The organism is Streptomyces blastmyceticus (assembly GCF_039521185.1).
GTDB classification, from domain to species: Bacteria; Actinomycetota; Actinomycetes; order Streptomycetales; family Streptomycetaceae; genus Streptomyces; species Streptomyces blastmyceticus.
In genome coordinates, this window is record NZ_BAAABW010000026.1 from 723,140 (window position 1) to 743,726 (window position 20,587).

The window sequence follows — 20,587 nt, forward strand, 5'->3', positions numbered from 1 at the left end:
CCCCGGCGGTGAGCACGGCGTTCCGTACCCGGGTCGAGCACGTCGACACCGACGCGACCGGGATCGTGCACTTCTCCCGCTACACCTCGCTGATCGAGACCGCGGGCACGGAGTACCTGGAGGCGTACGGCGCCGGCCTGACCGCCTTCACCGCGGCGGGCGTCGACCTGGTCGCCGCCGAACTCCAGGTGACCTACCTCAACAGCGCCGTGCACCGCGACGTGGTCGTGGGGGACACCCGGGTCGAGCACGTCGGCGCGGCCTGGTTCACGCTCGCGGTGAGCCTGCTGCGCGAGGAGGGGGACGGCACCCGTACCCCGCTGGTGTCCGGCCACCTCGTCTACGCCGCCGTCGACCCCGACACCCGTCGCCCGGTGCCCCTGCCGGCACCGCCGCGACACGCCTTGAGAGGAATCGTCCCCGATGCAGCAGACGAAAGCAGCACCCTCCGCTCCCGCCCCCGCAGCGGACCGCGCACCCCGTCCGCTGGGCACCTCGGCGATCGCCGCCCTGGTGCGCGGACGCCACCCCCGGCTGTTCATCGACCGGGTGCTCGACCATGAGCCCGGCGTGTTCCTGCGCAGCATGTTCGCCGTCTCGGCGGAGATGGGCGCGGTGTCCGGGCACCTGCCCGAGCGCGGCCTGACCCCGGGGGTGATCCTGCCCGGCAGCCACACCATGCAGGCCTTCGCCCAGTCCGGGGTGCTGCTCTACCAGTTGAGCAGCGCCCCGCTCGCCGACGACGAGGTGACCCTGGTCGGCACGGTCAAGTGCCGGTTCCTCGCCCCTGTCGTGCCCGGCGACCAGGTCGTGCTCGACGTGCGTGCGGACCGGCTGTCCGGCCACACCTTCACCTTCTCCGCCACGGCGAAGGTGGAGGACCGGCCGGTCGCCCGGTTCCGTGCCGCGATGAGCCGGGCGAAGATCGACCCGGCGGGGGCCCGGCCGTGGTGACCCCGGTCGTCACCGGACTCGCCTGGGACACCCCGCTGGGCCGGGACCGGGAAGCGGTCTGGACCCGGCTGTGCGCGGGCGAATCGGGGCTGGCGCCCGTCGAATCGCCACACCCGTTGCGCAACACCCTCGCGGGCGTGGTCGAGTCGGTGCCGTACGGCACCGACTCGGGCAAGCGCCAACGGGTGCTCGCCGGGCGGGCGCTGGCCGCCGCGTTCGCCGACGCGGGCCTGTCCACGACGGACCCCGGGGTCGGCCTGGTGCTGGGCACGAGCTTCGGCGCGTCCCTGGACGAGGAGGAGCCGGCGCTGCACGCGTGGGCCGACGACGCGGCGGCGGGCATCGGGCACCCCGGTGAACCGGTGTGCGTCATGACCGCGTGCTCGGCCGGGGCGGACGCGATCGCCGTCGCGCACGCCCTGGTGCGCTCGGGACAGCGGCGCATCGTCGTGGCGGGCGGCGTGGACGTGGTGACCGAGGCCAAGCGGCTCGGGCACTCCGCACTGGGCACGATGAGTCCCACCGGCATCCGGGCGTTCGACCGGACACGCGACGGGATGCTGCTCGGCGAGGGCGCGGGTTTCGTGGTGGTCGAACACCCCGACTCCGCCCGGGAGCGCGGCGCCCGGGTGTACGCCCGGCTGCGCGGGGCCGGCGCGTCCAACGACGCCGCCGGGCTCACCGCACCTGACCCGTCCGGGTACGCGGTGGTGCGCGCGGTCCGGCGCTGCCTGGCGTCGGCGGGCCTCGCGCCCGCGGACGTCGCGGTGGTGAACGCGCACGGCACCGGGACTCCTCTCAACGACGAGGTGGAAGCACGCAGCCTGCTGGAACTGTTCGGGTCCGGGGAGAACGCGCCCCTGGTGTTCGCCACCAAGGGCGCGTTCGGGCACAGCCTGGGCGCGACCGGGGCCCTGGAGGCCGTCGCGACGGTGCTGGCGCTGCGCCACCGGCAGGTCCCGCCCGTCGTCGGGCTGCGCGAGCCGGCGGCACCGCTGCGGCTGGCGACGGGATCGGCACACCCCGTGGGCGCCGGGGTGGGGCTGAGCCTGACGCTGGGCTTCGGCGGGTTCAACACGTGTCTACTGTTCGAAGGGATGACGGCATGACACACGTGCTGCCGGGCACGCGGGTGCTGGGATCGGCGACGGTGGTCGCCGAGGACCCGGCGGAACACTCCGTGAACAAACCGTCCTTCTACGCCGACCCCGCGGCCTGGCTGGTCGCCGAGACGGTGGACCGGGCGCTGGCGGACTGCGCCGAGCCCGTGCTCGACGCCGCCGACGACACCGGGATCGTGGTCATGAGCGCGGCCGGGAGCGAGCACACGATGCGCGCCATCGCCCGGTCGGTACCGCGATCCCGGGTGTCGCCGCTGCGCTTCGCCGGGGCGAACCCGGGGGTGCTGGCCGGTCTTTCCGCCCTGCGCCACGGGCTGCGCGGACCGTCGCTGCTGCTGGCGATGCACCCGGACGCGGCCACCCCCGTGGCGCTCACGGTGATCGACGGATGGCTTGCGGACGGGCAGGCCCGCCATGTGCTCCTGGCCGGTCTGGAGCCCACCGCGGAGGGGCAGCTGTGCCGCTGCCTGGTCCTTACCGGCGCCGGGGCGGACCGGTGAACGGCATCACCCGGTCCGGTGTGGCCGACTTCCTGACGCGGATCGACGGCGCGCCGGCCGGTGTGGACGACGTGCTGGAGGACCTGGCCGGGCTGGGCCTGGCACCGGGCGACGCCGTCGTGCTCTGCATGGCCAACGGGGCCGAACTGCTGCGGGTGCAGCTGTCGTCACTGCTGCTGGGTCTGGTGCCGCTGGCCGTGCCGCCCAGCACACCGTGGCGGCGGGTCCTCGAGCTGGCCGGGCATGTCGGGGCCGGCGTGGTGGTCACCACCCGGCTGACCGGCGCGGAGTCGCGGGTGCCGGTGGGCGGCGCGTTCGCCGTACGTACCGGGCACCCCGCCACCCGGTACGAGCCGGGCGAGATCCTGCTGTCCACCTCCGGCACCTCGGGAATGTTCAGCGCGTGCGTGCACCGGGTGTCCTCGCTCCTGCACGGTGCCCGCCTGCACGCCGGGGCCACCGGCATCACCGCGGCCGACACGCTGCTGGTCAACCTGCCGCTGTACTACTCCTACGCCCTGGTGGCACAGGCACTGGCGGCCTATGTGACCGGAGCACGGCTGGTGCTCGACGGGCCTCCGTTCTCCCTCACCGCGTACCGCGACACGATCACCGCACGGGGAGTGACGCACTCGGCGGTGACACCGACGATCGCCCGCCAGCTGCTGGCCGACCCCGGGCTCGTCCCGGGTGGCCTGCGAGCGCTGGCGGTGGGCGGCGACCGGCTCGATCCCGCGGAAGTGGCGGGCCTGCTCGCCGCGCGGCCGTCCGGCGAGCTGTATGTGACCTACGGGCTGACCGAGGCCGGGCCCCGCGTGTCGACACTGGCCGCGCATGCCGAGCCCGCGCACCGGTACGGCTCGGTCGGCCGCCCGCTGCCGGGGGTACGCGCGTCGCTGCGCGAGGCGCACGACGGGGTGGGCGAGCTGCTGGTCGAGTCGGACACCGTGCTGCTGCGGCGGGTCGGGCAACGCAGCAGGCGGGTCCTGGTGGGACCGCGGACCGTCGCCACCGGGGACGCCTTCTCGATCGACGACGGTTATCTGACCTTCCACGGACGGCTGTCGGACTTCGTGGTGCTGCGCGGTGAGAAGGTCTCGCTGAACACGGTCCGCCAGGCCGCGCACGCCATCCCGGGAGTCGTGCACTGCGTGCCCAAGGTGGTGAACGAGGGCGGCACCCAAGTGCTCGACGTGCACCTGTCGGTCACCGACCCCGTGCCCGGCGGGGAGAAGGCGGTACGGCACATCCTCAACTCCCGGCTCCTGCCCGCCGAACGCCCGCGCGCGGTCTTCATCTCCGCCGCCGACCCCGAAACCTTCCGCAAATGACCCTCCGCCTCGGCTGCACCCTCCCGACGTCCCTCTCCCCCACCGCTCTCCGCGAGTTCGCGGTGACCGCGGAAGGCCTGGGATACGACCACCTGTCCGTCCCGGAACACCTGGTGTCCACCGAACCCGCCTACGAGAGCCTGACGCTGGTGGCGTTCCTGGCAGCGGTGACGACCCGGATCGAGCTGGCCACCGCGATGACGATCCTGCCGCACCGCCCGGTGGTGCTCGCCGCCAAGCAGGCCGCGCAACTGGCCCTCCTCAGCGGGGACCGGCTGCGGCTGGGCGTCGCCATCGGGTCCGACCTCGCGGAGTCCGCCGCCCTCGGCGTCGCCCGGGAGACCCGCGGAGCCCTCTTCGAGGAACAGGTCCGCGCGCTGCGCCTGCTGTGGACGGAACCGGAAGCGCACTACGACGGCGAACACGTCGCGTTCTCCGGCGTCACCCTCACCCCGCGGCCGCGCCCCATCCCCCTCTGGATGGGCGGCGGCACCCTGCGCACCGGCGGCAGACCCCGTTCGCTGCACCGGATCGCCGCCCTCGCCGACGGCTTCACCATGTCCGCTCTGCTCGCCAACCGGGTCAACCGCGCCGCCGGTCTCATCACCGAACTGCGTACGGCGGTCGCCGAAGCGGGCCGCGACGCGGCCGCCTTCGGCATCGAGGCCCGCCTTCGCCCCGAACCCGGAAAACGGTCGGCGACCTGGCGCTCCTTCGCCGACGCCTGGCGGTCCGCCGGCGCCACCCACCTCACCGTCACGACCGACGACGTCTCCCTGCTGGCCCCCCTGCACGCAACGCTCACCGGGTGAGGGGCCCGCTGCCAGGCAGCGCTCGGCGATGGCCGCATCCGCAGTACCGGCGGCACTCGGCGCCCCCTCCCGGGTCAGCCCGCGTCGAGCTGGGCGACGAGCTTCTTGGGGGCGATCGTGCGGTAGCTCTCCTCGACCCAGTCGCAGAGCAGCTCGACCGGGGTGTCCCCGCCGGTCAGCGGGATCGACACCCAGCCCGAGCGCCCCAGTCCGTAGCCCGTGGGCGCGGCGCCGGGCACGGCGAGGGCGTGGCCGTGCGCCTCCTCGTCCTTGAGCTTGACGCTGATGCCGGGCGTCTCGGTGTTCCTCTCGGAGCCCAGGAAGACGAAGATCTTCTTGTTGACCTTGATCACGGCGTCCTCCTCCCAGGGGAACTCCTCGCCGGCCCCCGGGAGCCCGAGCGCGAACGCGCGGATCTTCGCCCGTGCCTTGAGGGGAGCTGAGGTCGTGGCCATGGGTGCCTCCGGGAAGGGTGGGACGGGAGCCCCACGCTAACCCGCGGGCCCGCTCAGAGCAGGCCGGCCTCTTCGAGGAGTCGGCGCACGGTCCGTACGGATGCCTCCGGCAGGGGGTCCGGGTGCGCGGCGGTCGCCGGGCAGTCGATGACGCCGAGCAGGTGCAGGGCGGTCTTGAAGCCGCGGAGCGCGGAGGAGCCGCTGCTCATCACGGCCGGGTCGCCCGTCTCGGTGAGCGCGAACAGCGCCCTCAGCCGGTCCTGTTCGGCGGCGGCCTCGCGGCCGCGGCCCGCGCGGGCGTGCCCGTACAGCCGTACGTATCCCGCGGGGTCCACGTTGCCCAGCCCCGGCACGACGCCGTGGGCGCCCGCCAGCAGGGCGGCGTCGGCGGCCCGTTCGGAGCCGGTCAGCACGCTGAACGTCCGGTCGAGGCCGCGCTCGCGCAGCCCGGCGAGCAGCACGCGCAGCGCGTCGAGGTCGCCGCTGCTGTCCTTCAGCCCGGCGAGGGTGCCGTCCTCCACGAGCGGCAGGAGGGTGGCGGCGGTGAGCTTGCTGTGGACGGCGGACGGGATGTCGTACGCGATCAGCGGCAGCCCCGTGCCGGCCCGGACGCGGCGGAAGTGCCCGGCGGTCTCGACGGGGTGCGCGAGCGCGTAGAAGGGGGCGGTGACGACGAGCGCGTCCGCGCCGAGCGCCTCCGCGGCGCGTGCGTGCGCCCGCACCCGGGCCGTCGTCATGTCGATGGCGCCCGCCAGCACGGGCACCCGCCCGCCGACCGCCTCGACGACGGCCCGCAGCGCGGTGCCGCGCCGGTCGTCGGTCAGGAAGGCGGCCTCCCCGCTGGATCCCAGCGCGAACACGGCCTCCGCGCCCGCCGACAGCACATGCTCCACGAGCGCGCCGAGCGAGCGGACGTCCACGTCGCCGCCGGACGTGAGCGGCGTGCAGAGCGGAGGCACGACCCCGCGAAGGGGCACGGGCAGCGGCATGCGGATCCCCTTTCACCGTCTTCACAGCAGGCTGGGGTTTGCGTACCCACCCTCGGCCGGATCAAGCCCCCGCCCTGCCCGTCCCCCGGCAAGCCGGACACCTTCCCGCCTGCGGCGGGCGGCCCCGGAATCCCCTGGCCCCCCGGACTCCGTCCGGGGCCCCAGAGGTGCCCTCACGGGGCTGGATGTGCAGCACGCAATCGCCGACCTGCAGCCCGTCCAAGCCCGTCCGGCGATTGAGGACACCGCGCGGCAGCGCGGTCCGGGGGCTCGTGCCCCGGCAGAGCCGACACCTTCCCGCCGCACCCGCGCCGCGCCACCATGGGAGGCAGCCGACCGCCAACGGAAGGGCACCCGTGGACTTCGACGTCGTCGTGGAGATCCCGCAAGGCAGCCGCAACAAATACGAGATGGATCACGAGCGCGGCCGGATCCGCCTGGACCGGCTGCTGTTCACCTCCACCCGCTATCCCGCGGACTACGGCTTCGTCGAGGAGACCCTCGGCGCGGACGGCGAGCCCCTCGACGCCCTCGTGCTCGCCGGGGAGCCGACCTTCCCCGGGGTGGTCATCCGGTGTCGCGCGATCGGGATGTACCGAATGAGGGACGAGCAGGGCGAGGACGACAAGGTCCTGTGCGTGCCCGCCAACGACCCCCGCCATGAACACATGAGAGATCTGCGGCACTTGCCCGAGTACGACCGGCTGGAGATCCAGCACTTCTTCGAGGTCTACAAGGAGCTCGAACCCGGCAAATCGGTGGACAGCGGCGCACGCTGGGCCGACCGCGCGGCGGCCGAGGCGGAGATCGCGGCGTCGGTCGAGCGGGCGGCGGCCGCGAAGCGGGGGCAACAGCGGCCGTAAGTGCGGTAGATAGGGGGCATGGCCCCCACGGAACGGCACTCCGACCTCACGCCGACGGCGCCCCACCGGAGGGCCGGGGCGCTCCTTCCCGTCCGGCCGGCGCCCGAGGGCCGGGCGCCGGTGCGGCCGCGGATACCGCCGCTCGCCGGCGTCGCCCTCCTCTACGCCCTCGCGCAACTCTGCTACGCCGTCGTCCATATGAACCTCGGCTGGGACGAGACGGTCTATCTCTCCCAGGTCGACCCCCGGCACCCCGCCGCGTTCTTCAGCGCGCCCCGTTCCCGCGGCGTCTCGTTCCTCGTAGCCCCCGTCGTGGCCGCGACCTCCTCGGCGCTCGCCGTGCGCGTGGCGCTCGTACTGCTGTCGTCGGCGGCGCTGTACGCGGCGTTCAAGGTGTGGGAGCCGCTGCTCGGGCGGTTGCGGCCGGCGCTCGCGACCGCGCTCTTCGGCAGTCTGTGGATCACGGTGCTCAGCGGGCCGCAGGTCATGCCGAACCTCTGGGTCGCGCTGACGTCGGTCGCCGCCGTCGGCTGGTTCCTGCGCGCCCGCGAGGAAAGCGATAGGCCGCGCCGCGCCCTCACCGGCCTCGCCCTCTCGCTCGCCGCCGCCACTCTCTTCCGCGCGCCGGACGGCGTCTGGCTCGCCCTGCCCCTGCTCGCGGTCTGCGCGACCGTACGCGCCTGGCGGCGCCCGGGCACCGTGGCCGCCGTGCTCGGCGGGCTCGCGCTGGGCGGGGTGCAGTGGGCGGTCGAGGCGTACGTCCGCTTCGGCGGGATCACCCGGCGGCTCGACATCTCCAGCGACACCGAGGGCGGCATGGGCGCCCACCTCGGCGGCGGGGTGTCGGCGACGTTCCGCGCGCTCGACGGGCCGCTGCTCTGCCGCCCCTGCCGCATCGCCGCGCCGCCGCTCACCCACTCGCTGTGGTGGCTGCTGCTGCCCGTGCTCGCCGCCGCGGCCTGCGCGCTCGCGCTGAGGGCGCGCCGCCGCGCGGCGGTGACCCTGCTGCCCGTCGCCTGCGCGCTGTCCGTCGCGGTGCCCTATCTGCTCCTGCTGGACTACTCCGCGCCGCGCTTCCTGCTTCCCGCGTACGCGCTGGCGGCCCTGCCGGTGGCCGGGCTCGCGGCCCACGCGCTCCGGGCCGTGCGCGACGCCCGGGTGCGTACCGGCGTGGCCGCGCTGCTGTGCGCCGTGCTGGCCGCGCATCTCGCCGTACAGGTCGAGGAGCTGCGGGTGAACGCGGCGGACGCGCGGGACACCACGGTGCGCTACCGGCGCGCCGCGGACGGCCTGGAGCGGCTGGGCCTGCGGGCGCCGTGCCTGGTCAGCGGCCCGCGGGCGCAGCCGATCGCCTATGAGGCGGGGTGCGCGTCCGCGCAGACCATGGGGAACAACCGGTCGACGACGACGGCGGCCCTGGTGCGCGCCGCGGCGCGGGAGCCGATGGCCGTGCTGTACGACCCGGGTGACGGGTATCTGCCGCCGTACGCCCGCGGGTGGCGGGCGCATCCGCTGCGCGGCACGGACTGGGTGGCGTACGTGGCCCCGTGACGCTCGCCACGGGGCGCTCTCAGGGGCTGGAGTCCAGCAGTGCCGTCAGGTCGGTGTCCATGTCGAGGTGCGCGGTCTCCATGCCGGCGGGGACGAGTGCGTAGGAGCGGGCCAGGAAGCGGCGGAGTTCGGCGGTGTCGATCTGGACCATGGCGATGCCCTCGGGCGCGTGGAACTCCAGCACGGTGCGGTCCGGGCCGCACGGCCAGACGTGGACGTCGCCGCCGCCCGCCGGGGAGATCAAACCGCACGCCAGGAGCTCGCGCGCGAACGCCCACGCCACGTCCGCCCCGTCGAGGGACGCCATTGGGGGGAAAGCGATGTGCACCGCGAAGGGATCTGAGGGCACATAGCGGAGCTGCGCGGGAACGGCGCGGTCCTTCGGGGCCGATGCGATCAGCCGTGCCTGGACAGCCTGGTCGATGACGGTGGACAACGCGTGCTCCCTTGCGGTCGGTTTGGGGTGGTGCGGGTCCTTGCCTCTCTCTGCTTCTCCTGGAGAGACGGCGGATCGAATCCCTCAGCCACATGAATCCGATGTGACCTGCGTCACTCTCGCGCCGCCGTCAGTGCCGGACCGGCAGCACGGCGAGCACTTCCCAGCCCCCGCCCGGCACCGGCCCCGCGGTCAGGGAGCCGCCGATCGCGTCGGCCCGCTCGGTGAGGCCCACCAGCCCCAGCCCGCCGCTGTCCTCGGGGGTGCGGCGGGCGGGCTGCGGGCCGCGGCCGTTGTCGCGCACGGAGACGAACAGGCGCGGGCCCGCGCCCCGGAGCGCCACCTCCACGGCCGACGCTCCGGGGCTGTGCTTGGCCACGTTGGCCAGGGCCTCGGTGACGATGCGGTGGACGGAGGCGGCCAGTTCGGGGGCCAGCCCGGCGTCGAAGCGGGGGTCGACGTACAGGGAGACGCGCGGGGCGCCGGGGCTCGTACGGGAGAAGTCGTCGACCAGCCCGGCGATCCGGTCCAGGCCGGGCAGCGGCTCGCGGTGGGCCTCGTCCTGCTGGAGCACGCGCAGCAGCCGCCGGGCCGTGGTCATCGCCTCGTCGCCCGCCTCCTCGATGTCCCGCAGCGAGGCCGCGATCCGCTCGTCCCGGGCCAGCGAGCCGGTGGCCTTCGCCAGCAGGGTCATCGCGGCGACGTGGTGCGAGACGAAGTCGTGCAACTCGCCCGCCAGCTCCAGCCGTTCGGCCTCCCGCGCGGCGGCCACGGCCCTGGCCCGTTCGGCGTCCCGGTAGCGCAGGCACAGCCCCAGCGCGGCGACCCCGGCCACGACGAGGGAGTAGGCGACCACGGTGGTGCTCAGCGCGTCGGCGTCCCGCACCGGCGCGGCGAGCACGCCCGCGGACAGCGCGATCCCCAGCGGCACGGCGGCCCGTACGGGCGTGCGCCAGGCGACGAGCGCCAGCAGGACGAGCAGCGCCGCGCTCTCGGTCAGGCCCCAGACGGGCACGTGCGCGCCGACGGCCAGCAGATAGCCGGTCGCCGACCAGGAGACGACGACGGCCGCCACCGCGCGGACGGCGAGCTGGGCCCACGGCAGCACGCACGCGGCGACCAGCAGGCCCGCGCACCACACCACGAGGTGCGCGTGGTGCCCGCCGCCGTGGCCCGAATACGCGGCACCCCGGCTCAGCAGCCGCCCCTCGACCACCCACAGCCCGCAGAGACCGGCCAGCAGCCACCCGTAGCGGCGCCGCAGCCGGGCGGTCGGGGGGCGGTCGAGGGCCGAAGGCAGGGTTATGGGGGTCATGCATTCACGTTATGGGCGCCCCCGGGGCCGGGGGATCGCCCTTACAGCCACCCGCCATGGGCCGAAAGGATGAATCTTTGACAGTTCAGGACGGCAGCTCCTGGCGGTACGGCTCCAGCGGCGGCGCCGTCTTCGTCGCGACGAACTCGGTGATCGAGTACTCGCACACCCCCGCCACGCTGAACGGGTCGCTCTTGGTGATCTCCTCGATCTTCGCCCGGTCGTCGCCGATGGCGAGGATGATCCCGCCGTCGCGCGGGACCTTGCGGCCCGAGGCGATGAAGACGCCCGAGGCGTAGTGCGCGTCGAGCCAGGCGACGTGCTCGGCGAGGGCGGCGTCGATGCGCTCGATCGGCGCGATGTAGGTCAGCTCAAGTACGAACATGATCCACAGGCTACGCGCGCGGACCCGCCCACGGGACCCCGGGCCTCCCCGGCGCGCCCGGCCGGTAGCGTGAGGCCCACCATGAGCGACACACCTGACGAACTGCCCGCGGGCTGGCCCACGACCGAGGCGGAAGCGACCGCCGTCCAGGACGAGTTGCGGGGCCGGGTGGTGCGGGACGAGCCGGGGCCGTCCCCCGACGCACCCCTGATCGCCGTCGGCGTGGACGTCGCCTACGACGACGAGCACGACCTCGTCGCGGCGGCGGCCGTCGCCCTCGACAGCGACACCCTGGAGGTCGTGGCGGAGGCGACGGCGGTCGGCCGGGTCGCCTTCCCCTACGTGCCCGGGCTGCTCGCCTTCCGCGAGATACCCACCGTCCTGGCCGCGCTGGACCGGCTGCCGGTCTCCCCCGGCCTGGTGGTCTGCGACGGCTACGGGCTCGCGCACCCGCGCCGCTTCGGCCTGGCCAGCCACCTCGGGGTCCTGACGGGCCTGCCGACGATCGGCGTCGCCAAGAACCCCTTCACCTTCCGCCACGCCGACCCGGGCCCGCTCCGCGGCGACACCTCGCCCCTGCTGGACGGCGCCGAGGAGGTCGGCCGGGCCGTCCGCACCCGGTCCGGCGTGAAACCGGTCTTCGTATCGGTCGGCCACCGGGTGAGCCTGGACCGCGCCTGCGCGTTCACCCTGCGACTGGCCCGCGAATTCCGTCTGCCGGAGACGACGCGGAGAGCGGACGCGCTGTGCCGCGCCGCTCTGCGAGCGGCGTCCGCGGATGCGTGAGGGCGGGGGCTTCTCGTGCTGCTTCCTCTTCCTCAGTCTCCGGACGAGCTCGAATGCGCCGCGGCTCGGCGGTCGCAGGTGGCAAATCCAGCCCGGCCGGCGTTTGAGGCCGCCCGCCGCAGGCGCAGCGGGCTCGCGCCCGAGATGTGGCGGTCCGCCGGTCCGAGATCGTCCGGGGCGAAGCCCCGCGGCTCGGGAAGAGATGCCTGCTCGGGCGGCGCGCGCTCCGCGTCGCGCGCCGTCAGCGTGATCACGCCGCTCGCGGCCACCGCGCCGGCCACCGCGGCCAGCACACCTCCGAGCAGCCCATGGCGGAAGCCCTCGCCGAGCACTGTTATCCCGATGGCGGCGGCCACCGCGGGATTGACGACGGTGAGCATGGCGAGCGGGGCGGCGAGGCCCGCGCCGCGGTAGGAGGACTGGGAGAGCAGCAGTCCGGCAGAGGCGAAGAACACCACGCAGGCCAGCACCAGCGGCAGGGAGCCGGTCTCGTGCGAGGTCCAGTCCTCGGCGGCGGCCTTGGTGAAGACGGAGGCCAGGCCGAAGGCGACACCGGCCGCCGAGGCCAGCACCACGCCCCGGAGCACCGGGCGGTAGACCCAGCGCGCGGCGAGCGTGAGGGCGACGACGGCGCCCAGCCCGGCCGCGGCGAGCACCGGTCTCGCGGTGCGGTCGAGTGACTCGGTGCGCGGCGGCCCCGTGAGCGTCAGCAGTGCCGCCAGCCCTCCGGTGGCGAGCAGCGCGCCGCGCCAGCCGACGGCGCCGACAGGTCTACGGACGAACACCGCCGCCATCGGCAGGGCGAAGACGATGGTGAGCGCGCCCAGCGGCTGCACCAGGCTCAGCGGGCCGTAGGCCAGGGCCAGCACGTGCAGCGCGGCACCCACTCCGGTCAGCCCGACCGCGCCCCACCAGCTCGCGTGCCGCAGCGGACCGCAGGCGCCGCCGCCGCTTGTGGTGGCGACACGCTCCTGCACGATGGCCGCGCCCGCGTAGCAGACGGCGGACACCAGACACAGCAGCACCGACATCGCCAGCGAACTCACGTCGCCCCTCGCCGGTCCGTCCCGAAGCCCCTCATACCTCCACCTTGCCTCGGTGCGCCGGGTACGTCGTCGTACCTGAGAACGGACTGTCGGGTACTACGGATGGAGTACGGGGCCACAACGGTACGTAGGGGGCCACCCCGAGACGCCGCCGCCCCGGAGAAATGCTATTTACATTTCTTTCCGTGCGGAATTGACGATTGAGGAATCCCATTGCCTTTTCGTACGGCCGACTGAAATCCTCGATCGCGGAATCAATTCCCGATTCCGTATTCGAGGGCCGACGACACCTGGAGGGGGAACGGTGACCCGGCTGCACCACGAGACCGACGTGCTGATCGTGGGCGGCGGTCCGGTCGGGCTGGCGCTGGCGCTCGACCTGCGGTACCGAGGCGTGCGGTTCCTCGTGCTCGACGCCTCCGACGGCGGCGTACCGCACCAGGGGGCGAGCACGGTCGGGGCCCGGTCGATGGAGCTGTTCCGGCGCTGGGGCGTCGCCGACGCGATCCGGGTGTCCGGCTGGCCCGGCGACCACCCCCTGGACGTCGCCTGGGTGACGTCCGTCGGCGGACACGAGATCCACCGCGTGCGCCGCGGCACCGTCGACAGCCGGCCGCCCCTGCCGCACACCCCCGAGCCCGAACAGGTCTGCCCGCAGCACCGGCTCACCCCCCTGCTCGCGCGGGAAGTGGGGGCGGATCCCGAGGGGCCGCTGCGGCTCCGCTGCCGGTTCGACGGCTTCACCCAGGACGCCGGCCTCGTCACCGCCTCGGCGACCGACCTGCGCGACGGGGCGCGCCTGACGTTCCGGGCGCGCTATCTGGTCGGCTGCGACGGCGCGGAATCGGCCGTGCGCGCGGCGGTGGGCATCGCCGCCCCGACGCGGCACGGTACGCGCCTCCTGCGCGACATCCTCTTCCGCGCGCCCCGGCTGCGCGGCCGGCTCGGCCCGCGCGGCGCCCTGGTGCACCTCCTGGTCCGGCCACCGGCGCTGCGCTTCCCCGTGCGGGCGGTCGACGGACGGGAGCTGTACCGGCTGACGGTGGGGGCGGAGCGCGGGCAGCAGGAGCGCGGCGCCTTCGGACAGGACGCGATGAGCCTGGTCCGTACGGCGGTTGGGCTCGACACGCCGCTGGAACTCGTCTCCGAGAGGGTCTGGCATCTGACCCACCGCGTCGCCGACCGCTTCCGGCAGGGCCGCGTCCTGCTCGCGGGAGACGCCGCCCGGTGTCTGCCGCCGCCCGGTGGCGCGGGTCTGGAGGCCGGCCTCTGCGACGCCGCCGACCTCGGCTGGAAGCTCACCGCGGAGCTGGCGGGCTGGGCGGGCCCCGGCCTGCTCGACACGTACGACACCGAACGGCGCCCGGTGGCCGGACACGGCGCTCCCTGGCGGGGCCTGCGCCGCGAGGTGCCCGAGGCGGTCCTGGCGGACTCCCCGGAGGGTGTGCGTGCCAGGGCCGAGCTGGCGGGGCGGCTGGAACGCGGCGGGGCCCAGGGTGAGTTCATTTCGCCGGATACGGTCTTCGGCGTCCGATATGACTCGCCTGTCGTCGTCCCCGACGGGCCCGGCGACTTCGACTGGCGTACGGACGCCGTGCCCGGGGCCCGGGCCCCGCACGCGTGGCTGGGCGCGGGGATCTCCACCCTCGATCTCTACGGCCTGTCCTACCGTCTGCTGCTGCTCGCCGGTTCCGAACGCCGACACGACTACGCGCAGTTGAACGGCTTCGAGCGCGCGTTCACCGATCGGGGCGTGCCCCTGCGGATGACCCACTGCTACGCGCCACAGGTGGCCGCGTGCCATCGTCTGCCGTACGTCCTGGTACGTCCCGACGGGCATGTCGCTTGGCGCGGAACGCGGCTGCCGCCGGATCCGGGGGCACTGGCGGACACGGTGCGGGGCGGGCGGCGGTGAGATCCGGTACGGCCGGCGTCCGTATGAGTGTCGGCCGCCGGGCAGTTCAGACCGGCTGTGCCCGCCGGGCGAACCATCGGCCCAGGTAGGCCGCCAGCGCCCGCCCGTCCCCCAGCCGCGCCCGCAGGCCCACATGCCCGTCCGGCCGGACGAGGAGCATGCCACCGGGCCGGCCCCTTTCGTCCGACACCGGCCGGACGTGGAACACCTCCGCCGGCACCGCGTAGTCCGCCAGCACCCGCCGCATCCCCATCGCGTCGCCGACGTCGCTCCCCTGATGGCCCGGGACGACCAACAGCGTCCACCGCGTGTACGAGAGCAGGTCGTGCAGCCCGCACCGCCGCCCGCCCTGGACGACGGGGAGGTCCGGCAGGCGGTCGCCCGCGCGGAGCGGGCCGGGGCCGCCGGCGTCGGCCGACAGGACGCTGGTGCGGTGGTCCACGACGAAGTGGCTGAGGACGGCCCGGCTCCGTCGGTCCATCCGGCCGTCCGCCCGCACGGCGGGGCCGACGATCCCCAGCGCGGCGAGGACGGGCGGGGCGGCGGGCAGTTCGGGGAGGGTGCGGCTCAGCCACCGTGCGAGCTGCCGCGCGGTCCGGCGCTGTTCGGTGGCGTAGGTGTCGAGGAGGGCGGGCGCCGCCCAGCCGTGGTGCACGGCCGCCAGCTTCCAGCCGAGGTTGTGCGCGCCGCGCAGCCCGGCGTCCAGGCCATGGCCGCCGACCGGGGCCCACACGTGGGCACTGCCGCCCACCAGCAGAGCGCGGCCCACGCGCAGCGAGGCCGCGGCGCGGTCGTGGAAGCGGGCACGGCAGGCCCATGGCGGGTCGGTCGGCATCAGGTGCAGGCCGGGGTCGTGGGTGCCGCGGGCCAGCAGGTCGCGCACCTCGTCGGGGCAGGGCGCCGCGGTGATCCGGGGGTCGGGGTCCCGCAGGAAGCACAGGAGCCGGTAGCCGCCGCCCGGCCTGGGGGTGGCTACGGCGCACAGCCGGCGTTCGAGGAAGACGCGGACGGTGTCGCGGGCGTCGCCGTACTTCCAGTCGACCTCGGCGTTGATCTGCAGGGCCTGGAGGCCGGGGCGGGGCTCGCCCTCGCAGGGGATGCCGAGCGTGGTGCGGACGAGGCCGCGGGCGCCGTCGCAGCCCACGACCCAGCGACAGCCGAGCGTCCGGGACCGGCCGTCGGGGCCGCGGACGTCCACCTCGGCGCCGTCGCCCCGCAGGCGCACGGCCAGCGCCTCGGTGCCCCGGCGGACGTCGCCGCCGAGCGCCCGGAGGCGGCGTTCCAACAGGGGCCGCACGGCGCCCTGTTCGACGGACAGCGGGCGGGGGAAGGCCGTGCCGGGCACGTCCGTCGGGCGGCATCCGATGTGCCGCCCCCGGACGTACACCTCGGCCCGGCTCAGCAGCAGGCCGTCGGCCAGGAGTCCCTCCGCGCAGCCGAGGTCGCGCAGCACTTCCAGGGCCCGCTGCCGCAGCACGCCGACCCGGGGCTCCCGCCCGGGGCGGCACTCCTTCTCGACGACGGTCACGCCCACCCCGTACATCCGCAGCGCGACGGCCAGCGCGAGGCCCGCGGGCCCGCCGCCGACGACCACGACATCCTGGAAGTCGCTCATGGGCATCCCCCTCCCCCCTTGTCGTGATTGTCGGGGTGCGTCAGGCGCCGCTCAACGGGGCCGTACGGCCTCGGCCCGGGGCGGATGGAGGGGCCGGGCGGCGGCCGGACCGGAAGGAGTGGATTCGGCGGACCGGGGGATTTCGCCCCGGACGGTCCCGGAGGGTCTCGTGGCCGGCCCTGCGAATAAATGCGTCCGGTGGGCGATGCGACGCGAACTCCGGGAAATCAAAGGAAAGTTCATGATAACCCCTGCACACGGCGCGGAGCCAGCACTTTTCCGCGGCCGTGACGCCTTTCACTCCCTGGCGTCCAGCGTCCCGAGCGGCCCCCGGAGGATCGGCCCGAATGGGGAGGGATACCGCAACTGGAGGACGTTCACCGCGATTTGCCGCTTGATCACGGAAGTCCGGACTCCCCCTGCTCGTACACCGGGAAGAACGCCGCAGGACCGGCGCGGCACACCCCGGCGCGGCAGGAATTTCATATTCCGCGGTTCGCGCAGTTTACCGCGGTCCTCGTCGCATTGGATTCAACTCACCGAATCCAGAAAGCAGTTGACGACGACATTGACGTGAGCAAGTATCGGTTCGGCCGATGGTCGGCGTTCCCCTGTTCACCCAACCGGCACTCACAGCGAGGACATCGGATGTCCACCATCGAGTTATCGCGCGGGCCCGTCGAATACACGGTGCTCGGCGGCGATCCCGAAGCGGCGCCTCTGGTTCTCCTTCACGAAGGACTCGGCTGCATCGCCATGTGGCGGCGCTTTCCCGCACGCCTGGCGGCGGCCACCGGGCGGCGCGCCCTGGTCTTCTCCCGGCACGGTTACGGAAGTTCGGGCCCGGCCCGGCTGCCGAGGTCACCCCGCTATATGCACGAGGAGGCGCACGAGGTCCTGCCCGAGCTCCTCGACCGGCTCGGCCTGCACCGGCCCGTGCTCGTCGGGCACAGCGACGGCGCCTCGATCGCGCTGCTGCACGCGGCCGCGCACCCCGTCGAGGCGGCCGTGGTGATGGCCCCGCACCTCTTCGTCGAGGACCGCACCCTGCGGGGCATCGAAGTGGCCCGCGCCGCCTTCGCGTCCGGGCCGCTGGCCCGGGAGCTGGCCTTCTACCACCAGGACCCGGGGGCCGTCTTCCACGGCTGGAGCCAGGTGTGGCTCTCCCCGGAGTTCCGCGACTGGGACATCGGGCCCGACCTCGCCGGGGTCACCGCCCCCGTCCTCCTCGTCCAGGGCGACCGCGACCAGTACGGCACCACGGCCCACCTCGACGCGGCACAGCACGCCCTGCCCGGCCCCGTACGGCGGCTGGAGCTGTCCGACTGCGGCCACACCCCGCACCTGGAACGGACCGACGACGTGATCGAAGCCGTCCACACCTTCCTTGTCGACCCCGCGTTGCGCCAGGAGACCCGACCATGAGCGACACCGACGACATCCGCCTGGACGCCCTGCTCACCGCCGCCGCCCGCCGCCATCCCGGCCGGCCGGCCCTGACCGCCGAGGGACGCACCTGGACGTACGCCGAACTGGACGACGCCGTCGATGCGTTGGCGGGCCGGCTGGCCGCCGCCGGGGTGACACCCGGCGACCGGGTGGGCGTCCACGCGCCCAAGGGGACGGCCGCGGTCCTCGGCATCTACGCGGGCCTGCGGGCCGGGGCGGTCGTGGCCCCGCTCGACGTGGCGGACCCGCCGGTACGGACCGCGCACATGGTGCGCGGCGCGGGAATCTCCGTGCTGCTCACCTCGGACCGGGCGCTGGAGACGAGCCGCAGGGCCGCGAAGGAGGCGATGACACGTGAAAAGGACCTGCAGTCAAGCGACAACGGTCCGGAAAAACCAGCCCGTCCGGCGTTTGAGGACCGGGGTCCGGGGCAGAGCCCCGCGGCAACGGAAGGCGCACTGGACCACGGCCTGCATTGGATCCGCACCCTCCCCACGGCCGAGAAGCCGCACCCACTGCCCGCCCCAACAGACCGCGGCGGCTACGTCCTGTTCACTTCCGGAAGCACCGGCCGCCCCAAAGGCGTCCTGCTCTCCCACGCCAACGTCGCCCACTTCGCCCTCTGGGCCGCCGAGGAGCTCGGCCTGACCGGGACGGACCGGGTCGGCTCGCAGGCCGCGCTCACCTTCGACCTCACGACCTTCGACCTGTTCAGCACGGCCGCGGCGGGCGCCTGCGCCGTCCTGATGCCCGACGTGCTGCGGGCCTTCCCGCGCGACGTCGTCGGCTGGCTCACGGAGCAGCGGATCACCGCGTTCTACGCGGTGCCCTCGCTCTATCAGGGCATGCTCGAACAGGGCGGCATCGAGGGGAACTTCCCGGCCTCGCTGCGGGTCGCGGCCTTCGCGGGCGAGCCCTTCGCGCCGCGCCCGCTGGAGCGGTATCTGGGCCTCCTGGGCGACGTGCCCTTCTACAACCTCTACGGGCCCACCGAGACCAATGTGTGCACCTACAGCCGGGTGCCCGCCGACTGGACCGCCGACCAGGAGATCACCATCGGCCGGGCCGTCGACGGCGACACCGTCGACGTCTTCGACGAGGACGGCCGGCCCACGGACGGCCAGGGCGAGATCCTCGTCGCCGGGGCCACCGTCTTCCAGGGCTATCTCCAGGACGGCGCGCTGGTCGACCCCACCCGTACCGTCGTCTTCCGCGACGGCGTCCCGCGCCGCGCGTACGCCACCGGCGACATCGGCCGGATCACCGGGGACGGCCGCGTCTTCCTGCGCGGTCGCGGCGACTCGCAGGTCAAGCGGCGCGGCCACCGCATCGACCTGCTCGACGTCGAGAGCGCCGTGCTCGGCCTGCCACAGGTCGCCGCCGCCGCGGTCGTCGCCAAGGACGGCCCGCACCGCGGCGAGATCTGGGCGTACGTCCGGACCGCCGCGAGCGCCGAGGACGTCCTGGCCGGGCTGCGCGGCGTCCTGCCCCTGCGCATGCTGCCCGACCGGGTGGTCACCACCGACTCGCTGCCCGTCAACGCCCGCGGCAAGGTCGACCGCCGCGCGCTCGCCACCTCCACCGCCACCGCCTGAACCCTCCCACCGAAGGAGCCCGACCGTGCACTCCGTGGAAGACCTCTGCGCCCTCATCAGCAGCAAGATCACCTGGGGTCGTGGGGAGGAGCCGCAGCGGCTCCTCCCCGACACCCCGCTGCTCGAACTGGGCCTGCTGGACTCGCTCACCATCATGCAGATCGTCACCGCCCTCGACACCGAGGCCGGTCTCAGCCTGCCGGACACCGAGATCGTCGCGGCCAACTTCCGCAGCCCGGGGGCCCTGTGGGCCGTTCTGGAGAACATCGGGGCGGGGGCCGCGCGATGACCGCCACGGACCGTCTGCTGCGCACCGGTCCCACCGCGACCGAGGCCGTGGTGAGCGAATACCGCGACCGGGCCCGGCCGCTGGCCGAGCAGCTGGCCGGCAAGGGCTTCCGCGACCAGTGGGAGGCGCTGGCCGGGCTCGGGGTGCTGCGGCTGGATCCGCCGGAGCCGGACCGGGCGGGTGACGCCCCCGGGCCCGTCACCCGCTCCTTGGCCATGGTGGAGGGCATCGGCCTGGCGGGCGTCGACCCCGGTGTCGTCTACGCCCTGGCGTCCCAGGTGTTCGGCATGCAGTACCCCCTGCGCGCGGTGCTCCCCGAGGAGGCGTGGCGATCCCTCGCCCACCTCCAGGAGGGCCGGGTCCTGTTGTGTCACGCGCTGACCGAGCGCCGGGGCGGCAGCGACCCGCTGTCGATGGACACCCGGGCCCGCCGCGACGGCGACGGCTATGTGCTGGACGGCGCCAAGACCTTCATCACGGCCGCGCCGGTGGCCGACCTGGCCCTGGTCTTCGCCCGCACCGAGGAGAACCGTTCGCCGTTCGCCCTGTCCGCCTTCCTCTTCCCCGTCGACACACCGGGGGTGACCCGCGCCGACGCGTTCGCCAAGACCGCCCTGCCGGGTGTGCCCATGGGGGAGCTGGCCTTCGAGGGCGTACGCCTGACCGCGGACCACCGGATCGGCGCGGAGGGCTCGGGACTTGCCATCCTCTCCTCCACCACCACCTGGGAGCGGGCCCTGCTGCTCGGTTACGCCCTCGGCCCGATGCGCATCACGCTCCAGCGGATCACCACTTGGGCGTCCGAGCGCGACCACTTCGGGCGCAGGATGGGCGCGAGTCACCAAGTGGCCGCGCGGGTCAGCGACATGGCGCTGGCCCTGCACCGCTCGCGCAGCCTGCTGTACGCCATGGCGGCGCGGCTCGACGCGGGCACGCCCACGCGCCGGCTGTCGGCCGAGGCGGCGCTCACCAAGATCTCCGTGTCGGAGGACTACGTACGGCTGACCGGGCACGCCACCGCGCTGTCGGGCGTACGGGCCTTCATCGCCGACTCGGAACTCCCCGCCGACCTGCACAGCCCGATGGCGGCCCTCACCTATGCCGGCCCGAACGACCTGCTGCGCGTCGGCGTCGCACGGGAATTCGGCCTTCCCGTAGAGAACTGATTCCCGAAAGGCCC

21 protein-coding genes are annotated in these 20,587 nt (G+C 74.2%); 14 read left to right on the top strand and 7 right to left on the bottom strand.

Going from position 1 to position 20,587, the window contains the following annotated elements; genetic code table 11:
- The first annotated feature begins 8 nt into the window (after positions 1 to 8).
- The 6 genes from ABD269_RS25560 to ABD269_RS25585 are packed head-to-tail and all read left to right on the top strand — an operon-like array spanning position 9 to position 4,718.
- On the top strand, positions 9 to 563 hold the full coding sequence (locus ABD269_RS25560) for an acyl-CoA thioesterase (RefSeq protein ID WP_344121413.1): 555 nt from the start codon (positions 9 to 11) through the stop codon (positions 561 to 563).
- A complete protein-coding gene (locus tag ABD269_RS25565) occupies positions 514 to 954 on the top strand; it encodes a 3-hydroxyacyl-ACP dehydratase FabZ family protein (protein ID WP_301891338.1) in 441 nt (146 codons plus the stop codon). Before ABD269_RS25560 ends, ABD269_RS25565 begins: the two co-directional genes overlap by 50 nt.
- Complete coding sequence (locus ABD269_RS25570) at positions 948 to 2,063, top strand: beta-ketoacyl-[acyl-carrier-protein] synthase family protein (protein WP_344121417.1); 1,116 nt, start codon at positions 948 to 950, stop codon at positions 2,061 to 2,063. Before ABD269_RS25565 ends, ABD269_RS25570 begins: the two co-directional genes overlap by 7 nt.
- Positions 2,060 to 2,575 carry a beta-ketoacyl-[acyl-carrier-protein] synthase family protein gene (locus ABD269_RS25575; protein WP_344121419.1) on the top strand — a complete coding sequence of 172 codons (516 nt, stop codon included), beginning with the start codon at positions 2,060 to 2,062 and terminating at the stop codon, positions 2,573 to 2,575. The genes ABD269_RS25570 and ABD269_RS25575 overlap by 4 nt, the downstream gene beginning before the upstream one ends.
- A complete protein-coding gene (locus ABD269_RS25580; protein ID WP_344121421.1) occupies positions 2,572 to 3,906 on the top strand; it encodes a class I adenylate-forming enzyme family protein in 1,335 nt (444 codons plus the stop codon). Before ABD269_RS25575 ends, ABD269_RS25580 begins: the two co-directional genes overlap by 4 nt.
- Complete coding sequence (locus ABD269_RS25585) at positions 3,903 to 4,718, top strand: TIGR03619 family F420-dependent LLM class oxidoreductase (protein WP_344121423.1); 816 nt, start codon at positions 3,903 to 3,905, stop codon at positions 4,716 to 4,718. Before ABD269_RS25580 ends, ABD269_RS25585 begins: the two co-directional genes overlap by 4 nt.
- Before the next feature lie 74 nt (positions 4,719 to 4,792).
- Here ABD269_RS25585 and ABD269_RS25590 read toward each other — a convergent pair whose 3' ends face one another.
- Positions 4,793 to 5,173, bottom strand: a complete 381-nt coding sequence (locus ABD269_RS25590) for an MmcQ/YjbR family DNA-binding protein (RefSeq protein ID WP_344121425.1) — start codon at positions 5,171 to 5,173, stop codon at positions 4,793 to 4,795.
- A 53-nt stretch (positions 5,174 to 5,226) separates the two neighbouring features.
- A complete protein-coding gene (locus tag ABD269_RS25595) occupies positions 5,227 to 6,162 on the bottom strand; it encodes a dihydrodipicolinate synthase family protein (protein ID WP_344121427.1) in 936 nt (311 codons plus the stop codon).
- 356 nt (positions 6,163 to 6,518) lie between these two features.
- Between ABD269_RS25595 and ABD269_RS25600 the strand changes: the two genes are divergently transcribed.
- Both ABD269_RS25600 and ABD269_RS25605 read left to right on the top strand, forming a co-directional pair.
- Positions 6,519 to 7,025: an inorganic diphosphatase gene (locus ABD269_RS25600; RefSeq protein ID WP_301891348.1), complete on the top strand. Its 507-nt coding sequence runs from the start codon at positions 6,519 to 6,521 to the stop codon at positions 7,023 to 7,025.
- 18 nt (positions 7,026 to 7,043) lie between these two features.
- Entirely contained in the window at positions 7,044 to 8,576 is a 1,533-nt protein-coding gene (locus ABD269_RS25605) for a hypothetical protein (RefSeq protein ID WP_344121431.1), read from the top strand.
- Between the two features lie 19 nt (positions 8,577 to 8,595).
- On the opposite strand, the gene ssgD is transcribed toward ABD269_RS25605, so the two are convergent.
- The 3 genes from ssgD to ABD269_RS25620 form a co-directional block, all read right to left on the bottom strand.
- Positions 8,596 to 9,012, bottom strand: a complete 417-nt coding sequence (gene ssgD / locus ABD269_RS25610) for a spore wall synthesis regulator SsgD (protein ID WP_344121433.1) — start codon at positions 9,010 to 9,012, stop codon at positions 8,596 to 8,598.
- Positions 9,013 to 9,142: 130 nt separating this feature from the next.
- On the bottom strand, positions 9,143 to 10,327 hold the full coding sequence (locus ABD269_RS25615; RefSeq protein WP_344121436.1) for a sensor histidine kinase: 1,185 nt from the start codon (positions 10,325 to 10,327) through the stop codon (positions 9,143 to 9,145).
- A gap of 85 nt (positions 10,328 to 10,412) precedes the next feature.
- Positions 10,413 to 10,712 (bottom strand): YciI family protein, encoded by a 300-nt coding sequence (locus ABD269_RS25620; RefSeq protein ID WP_344121438.1) that lies wholly within the window; start codon positions 10,710 to 10,712, stop codon positions 10,413 to 10,415.
- Positions 10,713 to 10,793: 81 nt separating this feature from the next.
- Between ABD269_RS25620 and ABD269_RS25625 the strand changes: the two genes are divergently transcribed.
- Positions 10,794 to 11,498, top strand: coding sequence for an endonuclease V (locus ABD269_RS25625; protein WP_344121440.1), 705 nt, complete (start codon positions 10,794 to 10,796; stop codon positions 11,496 to 11,498).
- 32 nt (positions 11,499 to 11,530) lie between these two features.
- Here ABD269_RS25625 and ABD269_RS25630 read toward each other — a convergent pair whose 3' ends face one another.
- On the bottom strand, positions 11,531 to 12,544 hold the full coding sequence (locus ABD269_RS25630) for a DMT family transporter (protein WP_344121442.1): 1,014 nt from the start codon (positions 12,542 to 12,544) through the stop codon (positions 11,531 to 11,533).
- A 304-nt stretch (positions 12,545 to 12,848) separates the two neighbouring features.
- Here ABD269_RS25630 and ABD269_RS25635 point away from each other — a divergent pair, with 304 nt between their 5' ends.
- Positions 12,849 to 14,459 carry an FAD-dependent monooxygenase gene (locus tag ABD269_RS25635; RefSeq protein ID WP_344121444.1) on the top strand — a complete coding sequence of 537 codons (1,611 nt, stop codon included), beginning with the start codon at positions 12,849 to 12,851 and terminating at the stop codon, positions 14,457 to 14,459.
- Positions 14,460 to 14,505: 46 nt separating this feature from the next.
- On the opposite strand, the gene ABD269_RS25640 is transcribed toward ABD269_RS25635, so the two are convergent.
- Positions 14,506 to 16,074, bottom strand: coding sequence for an FAD-dependent monooxygenase (locus ABD269_RS25640; protein WP_344121446.1), 1,569 nt, complete (start codon positions 16,072 to 16,074; stop codon positions 14,506 to 14,508).
- A 648-nt stretch (positions 16,075 to 16,722) separates the two neighbouring features.
- Here ABD269_RS25640 and ABD269_RS25645 point away from each other — a divergent pair.
- From ABD269_RS25645 to ABD269_RS25660, 4 genes are read left to right on the top strand one after another with little or no spacing between them, the layout of a single operon-like run.
- Positions 16,723 to 17,499: an alpha/beta fold hydrolase gene (locus ABD269_RS25645; RefSeq protein ID WP_344121449.1), complete on the top strand. Its 777-nt coding sequence runs from the start codon at positions 16,723 to 16,725 to the stop codon at positions 17,497 to 17,499.
- Complete coding sequence (locus tag ABD269_RS25650) at positions 17,496 to 19,118, top strand: AMP-binding protein (RefSeq protein ID WP_344121451.1); 1,623 nt, start codon at positions 17,496 to 17,498, stop codon at positions 19,116 to 19,118. Before ABD269_RS25645 ends, ABD269_RS25650 begins: the two co-directional genes overlap by 4 nt.
- Positions 19,119 to 19,143: 25 nt before the next feature.
- The gene (locus tag ABD269_RS25655) at positions 19,144 to 19,407 is read left to right on the top strand and encodes a phosphopantetheine-binding protein (RefSeq protein ID WP_344121453.1); all 264 of its coding nucleotides are present in this window, start codon (positions 19,144 to 19,146) and stop codon (positions 19,405 to 19,407) included.
- Entirely contained in the window at positions 19,404 to 20,573 is a 1,170-nt protein-coding gene (locus ABD269_RS25660) for an acyl-CoA dehydrogenase family protein (protein WP_344121455.1), read from the top strand. The genes ABD269_RS25655 and ABD269_RS25660 overlap by 4 nt, the downstream gene beginning before the upstream one ends.
- Positions 20,574 to 20,587 lie beyond the last annotated feature (14 nt).

What these genes read in the sequence shown, in the direction of transcription:
- ABD269_RS25650 (WP_344121451.1), top strand. Translation starts at nt 17,496, where the DNA reads ATGAGCGACACCGACGACATCCGCCTGGACGCCCTGCTCACCGCCGCC.
- ABD269_RS25595 (WP_344121427.1), bottom strand. Translation starts at nt 6,162, where the DNA reads ATGCCGCTGCCCGTGCCCCTTCGCGGGGTCGTGCCTCCGCTCTGCACG.
- ABD269_RS25615 (WP_344121436.1), bottom strand. Translation starts at nt 10,327, where the DNA reads ATGACCCCCATAACCCTGCCTTCGGCCCTCGACCGCCCCCCGACCGCC.
- ABD269_RS25575 (WP_344121419.1), top strand. Translation starts at nt 2,060, where the DNA reads ATGACACACGTGCTGCCGGGCACGCGGGTGCTGGGATCGGCGACGGTG.
- ABD269_RS25645 (WP_344121449.1), top strand. Translation starts at nt 16,723, where the DNA reads ATGTCCACCATCGAGTTATCGCGCGGGCCCGTCGAATACACGGTGCTC.
- ABD269_RS25605 (WP_344121431.1), top strand. Translation starts at nt 7,044, where the DNA reads ATGGCCCCCACGGAACGGCACTCCGACCTCACGCCGACGGCGCCCCAC.
- ABD269_RS25625 (WP_344121440.1), top strand. Translation starts at nt 10,794, where the DNA reads ATGAGCGACACACCTGACGAACTGCCCGCGGGCTGGCCCACGACCGAG.
- ABD269_RS25590 (WP_344121425.1), bottom strand. Translation starts at nt 5,173, where the DNA reads ATGGCCACGACCTCAGCTCCCCTCAAGGCACGGGCGAAGATCCGCGCG.
- ABD269_RS25640 (WP_344121446.1), bottom strand. Translation starts at nt 16,074, where the DNA reads ATGAGCGACTTCCAGGATGTCGTGGTCGTCGGCGGCGGGCCCGCGGGC.
- ABD269_RS25660 (WP_344121455.1), top strand. Translation starts at nt 19,404, where the DNA reads ATGACCGCCACGGACCGTCTGCTGCGCACCGGTCCCACCGCGACCGAG.
- ABD269_RS25585 (WP_344121423.1), top strand. Translation starts at nt 3,903, where the DNA reads ATGACCCTCCGCCTCGGCTGCACCCTCCCGACGTCCCTCTCCCCCACC.
- ABD269_RS25620 (WP_344121438.1), bottom strand. Translation starts at nt 10,712, where the DNA reads ATGTTCGTACTTGAGCTGACCTACATCGCGCCGATCGAGCGCATCGAC.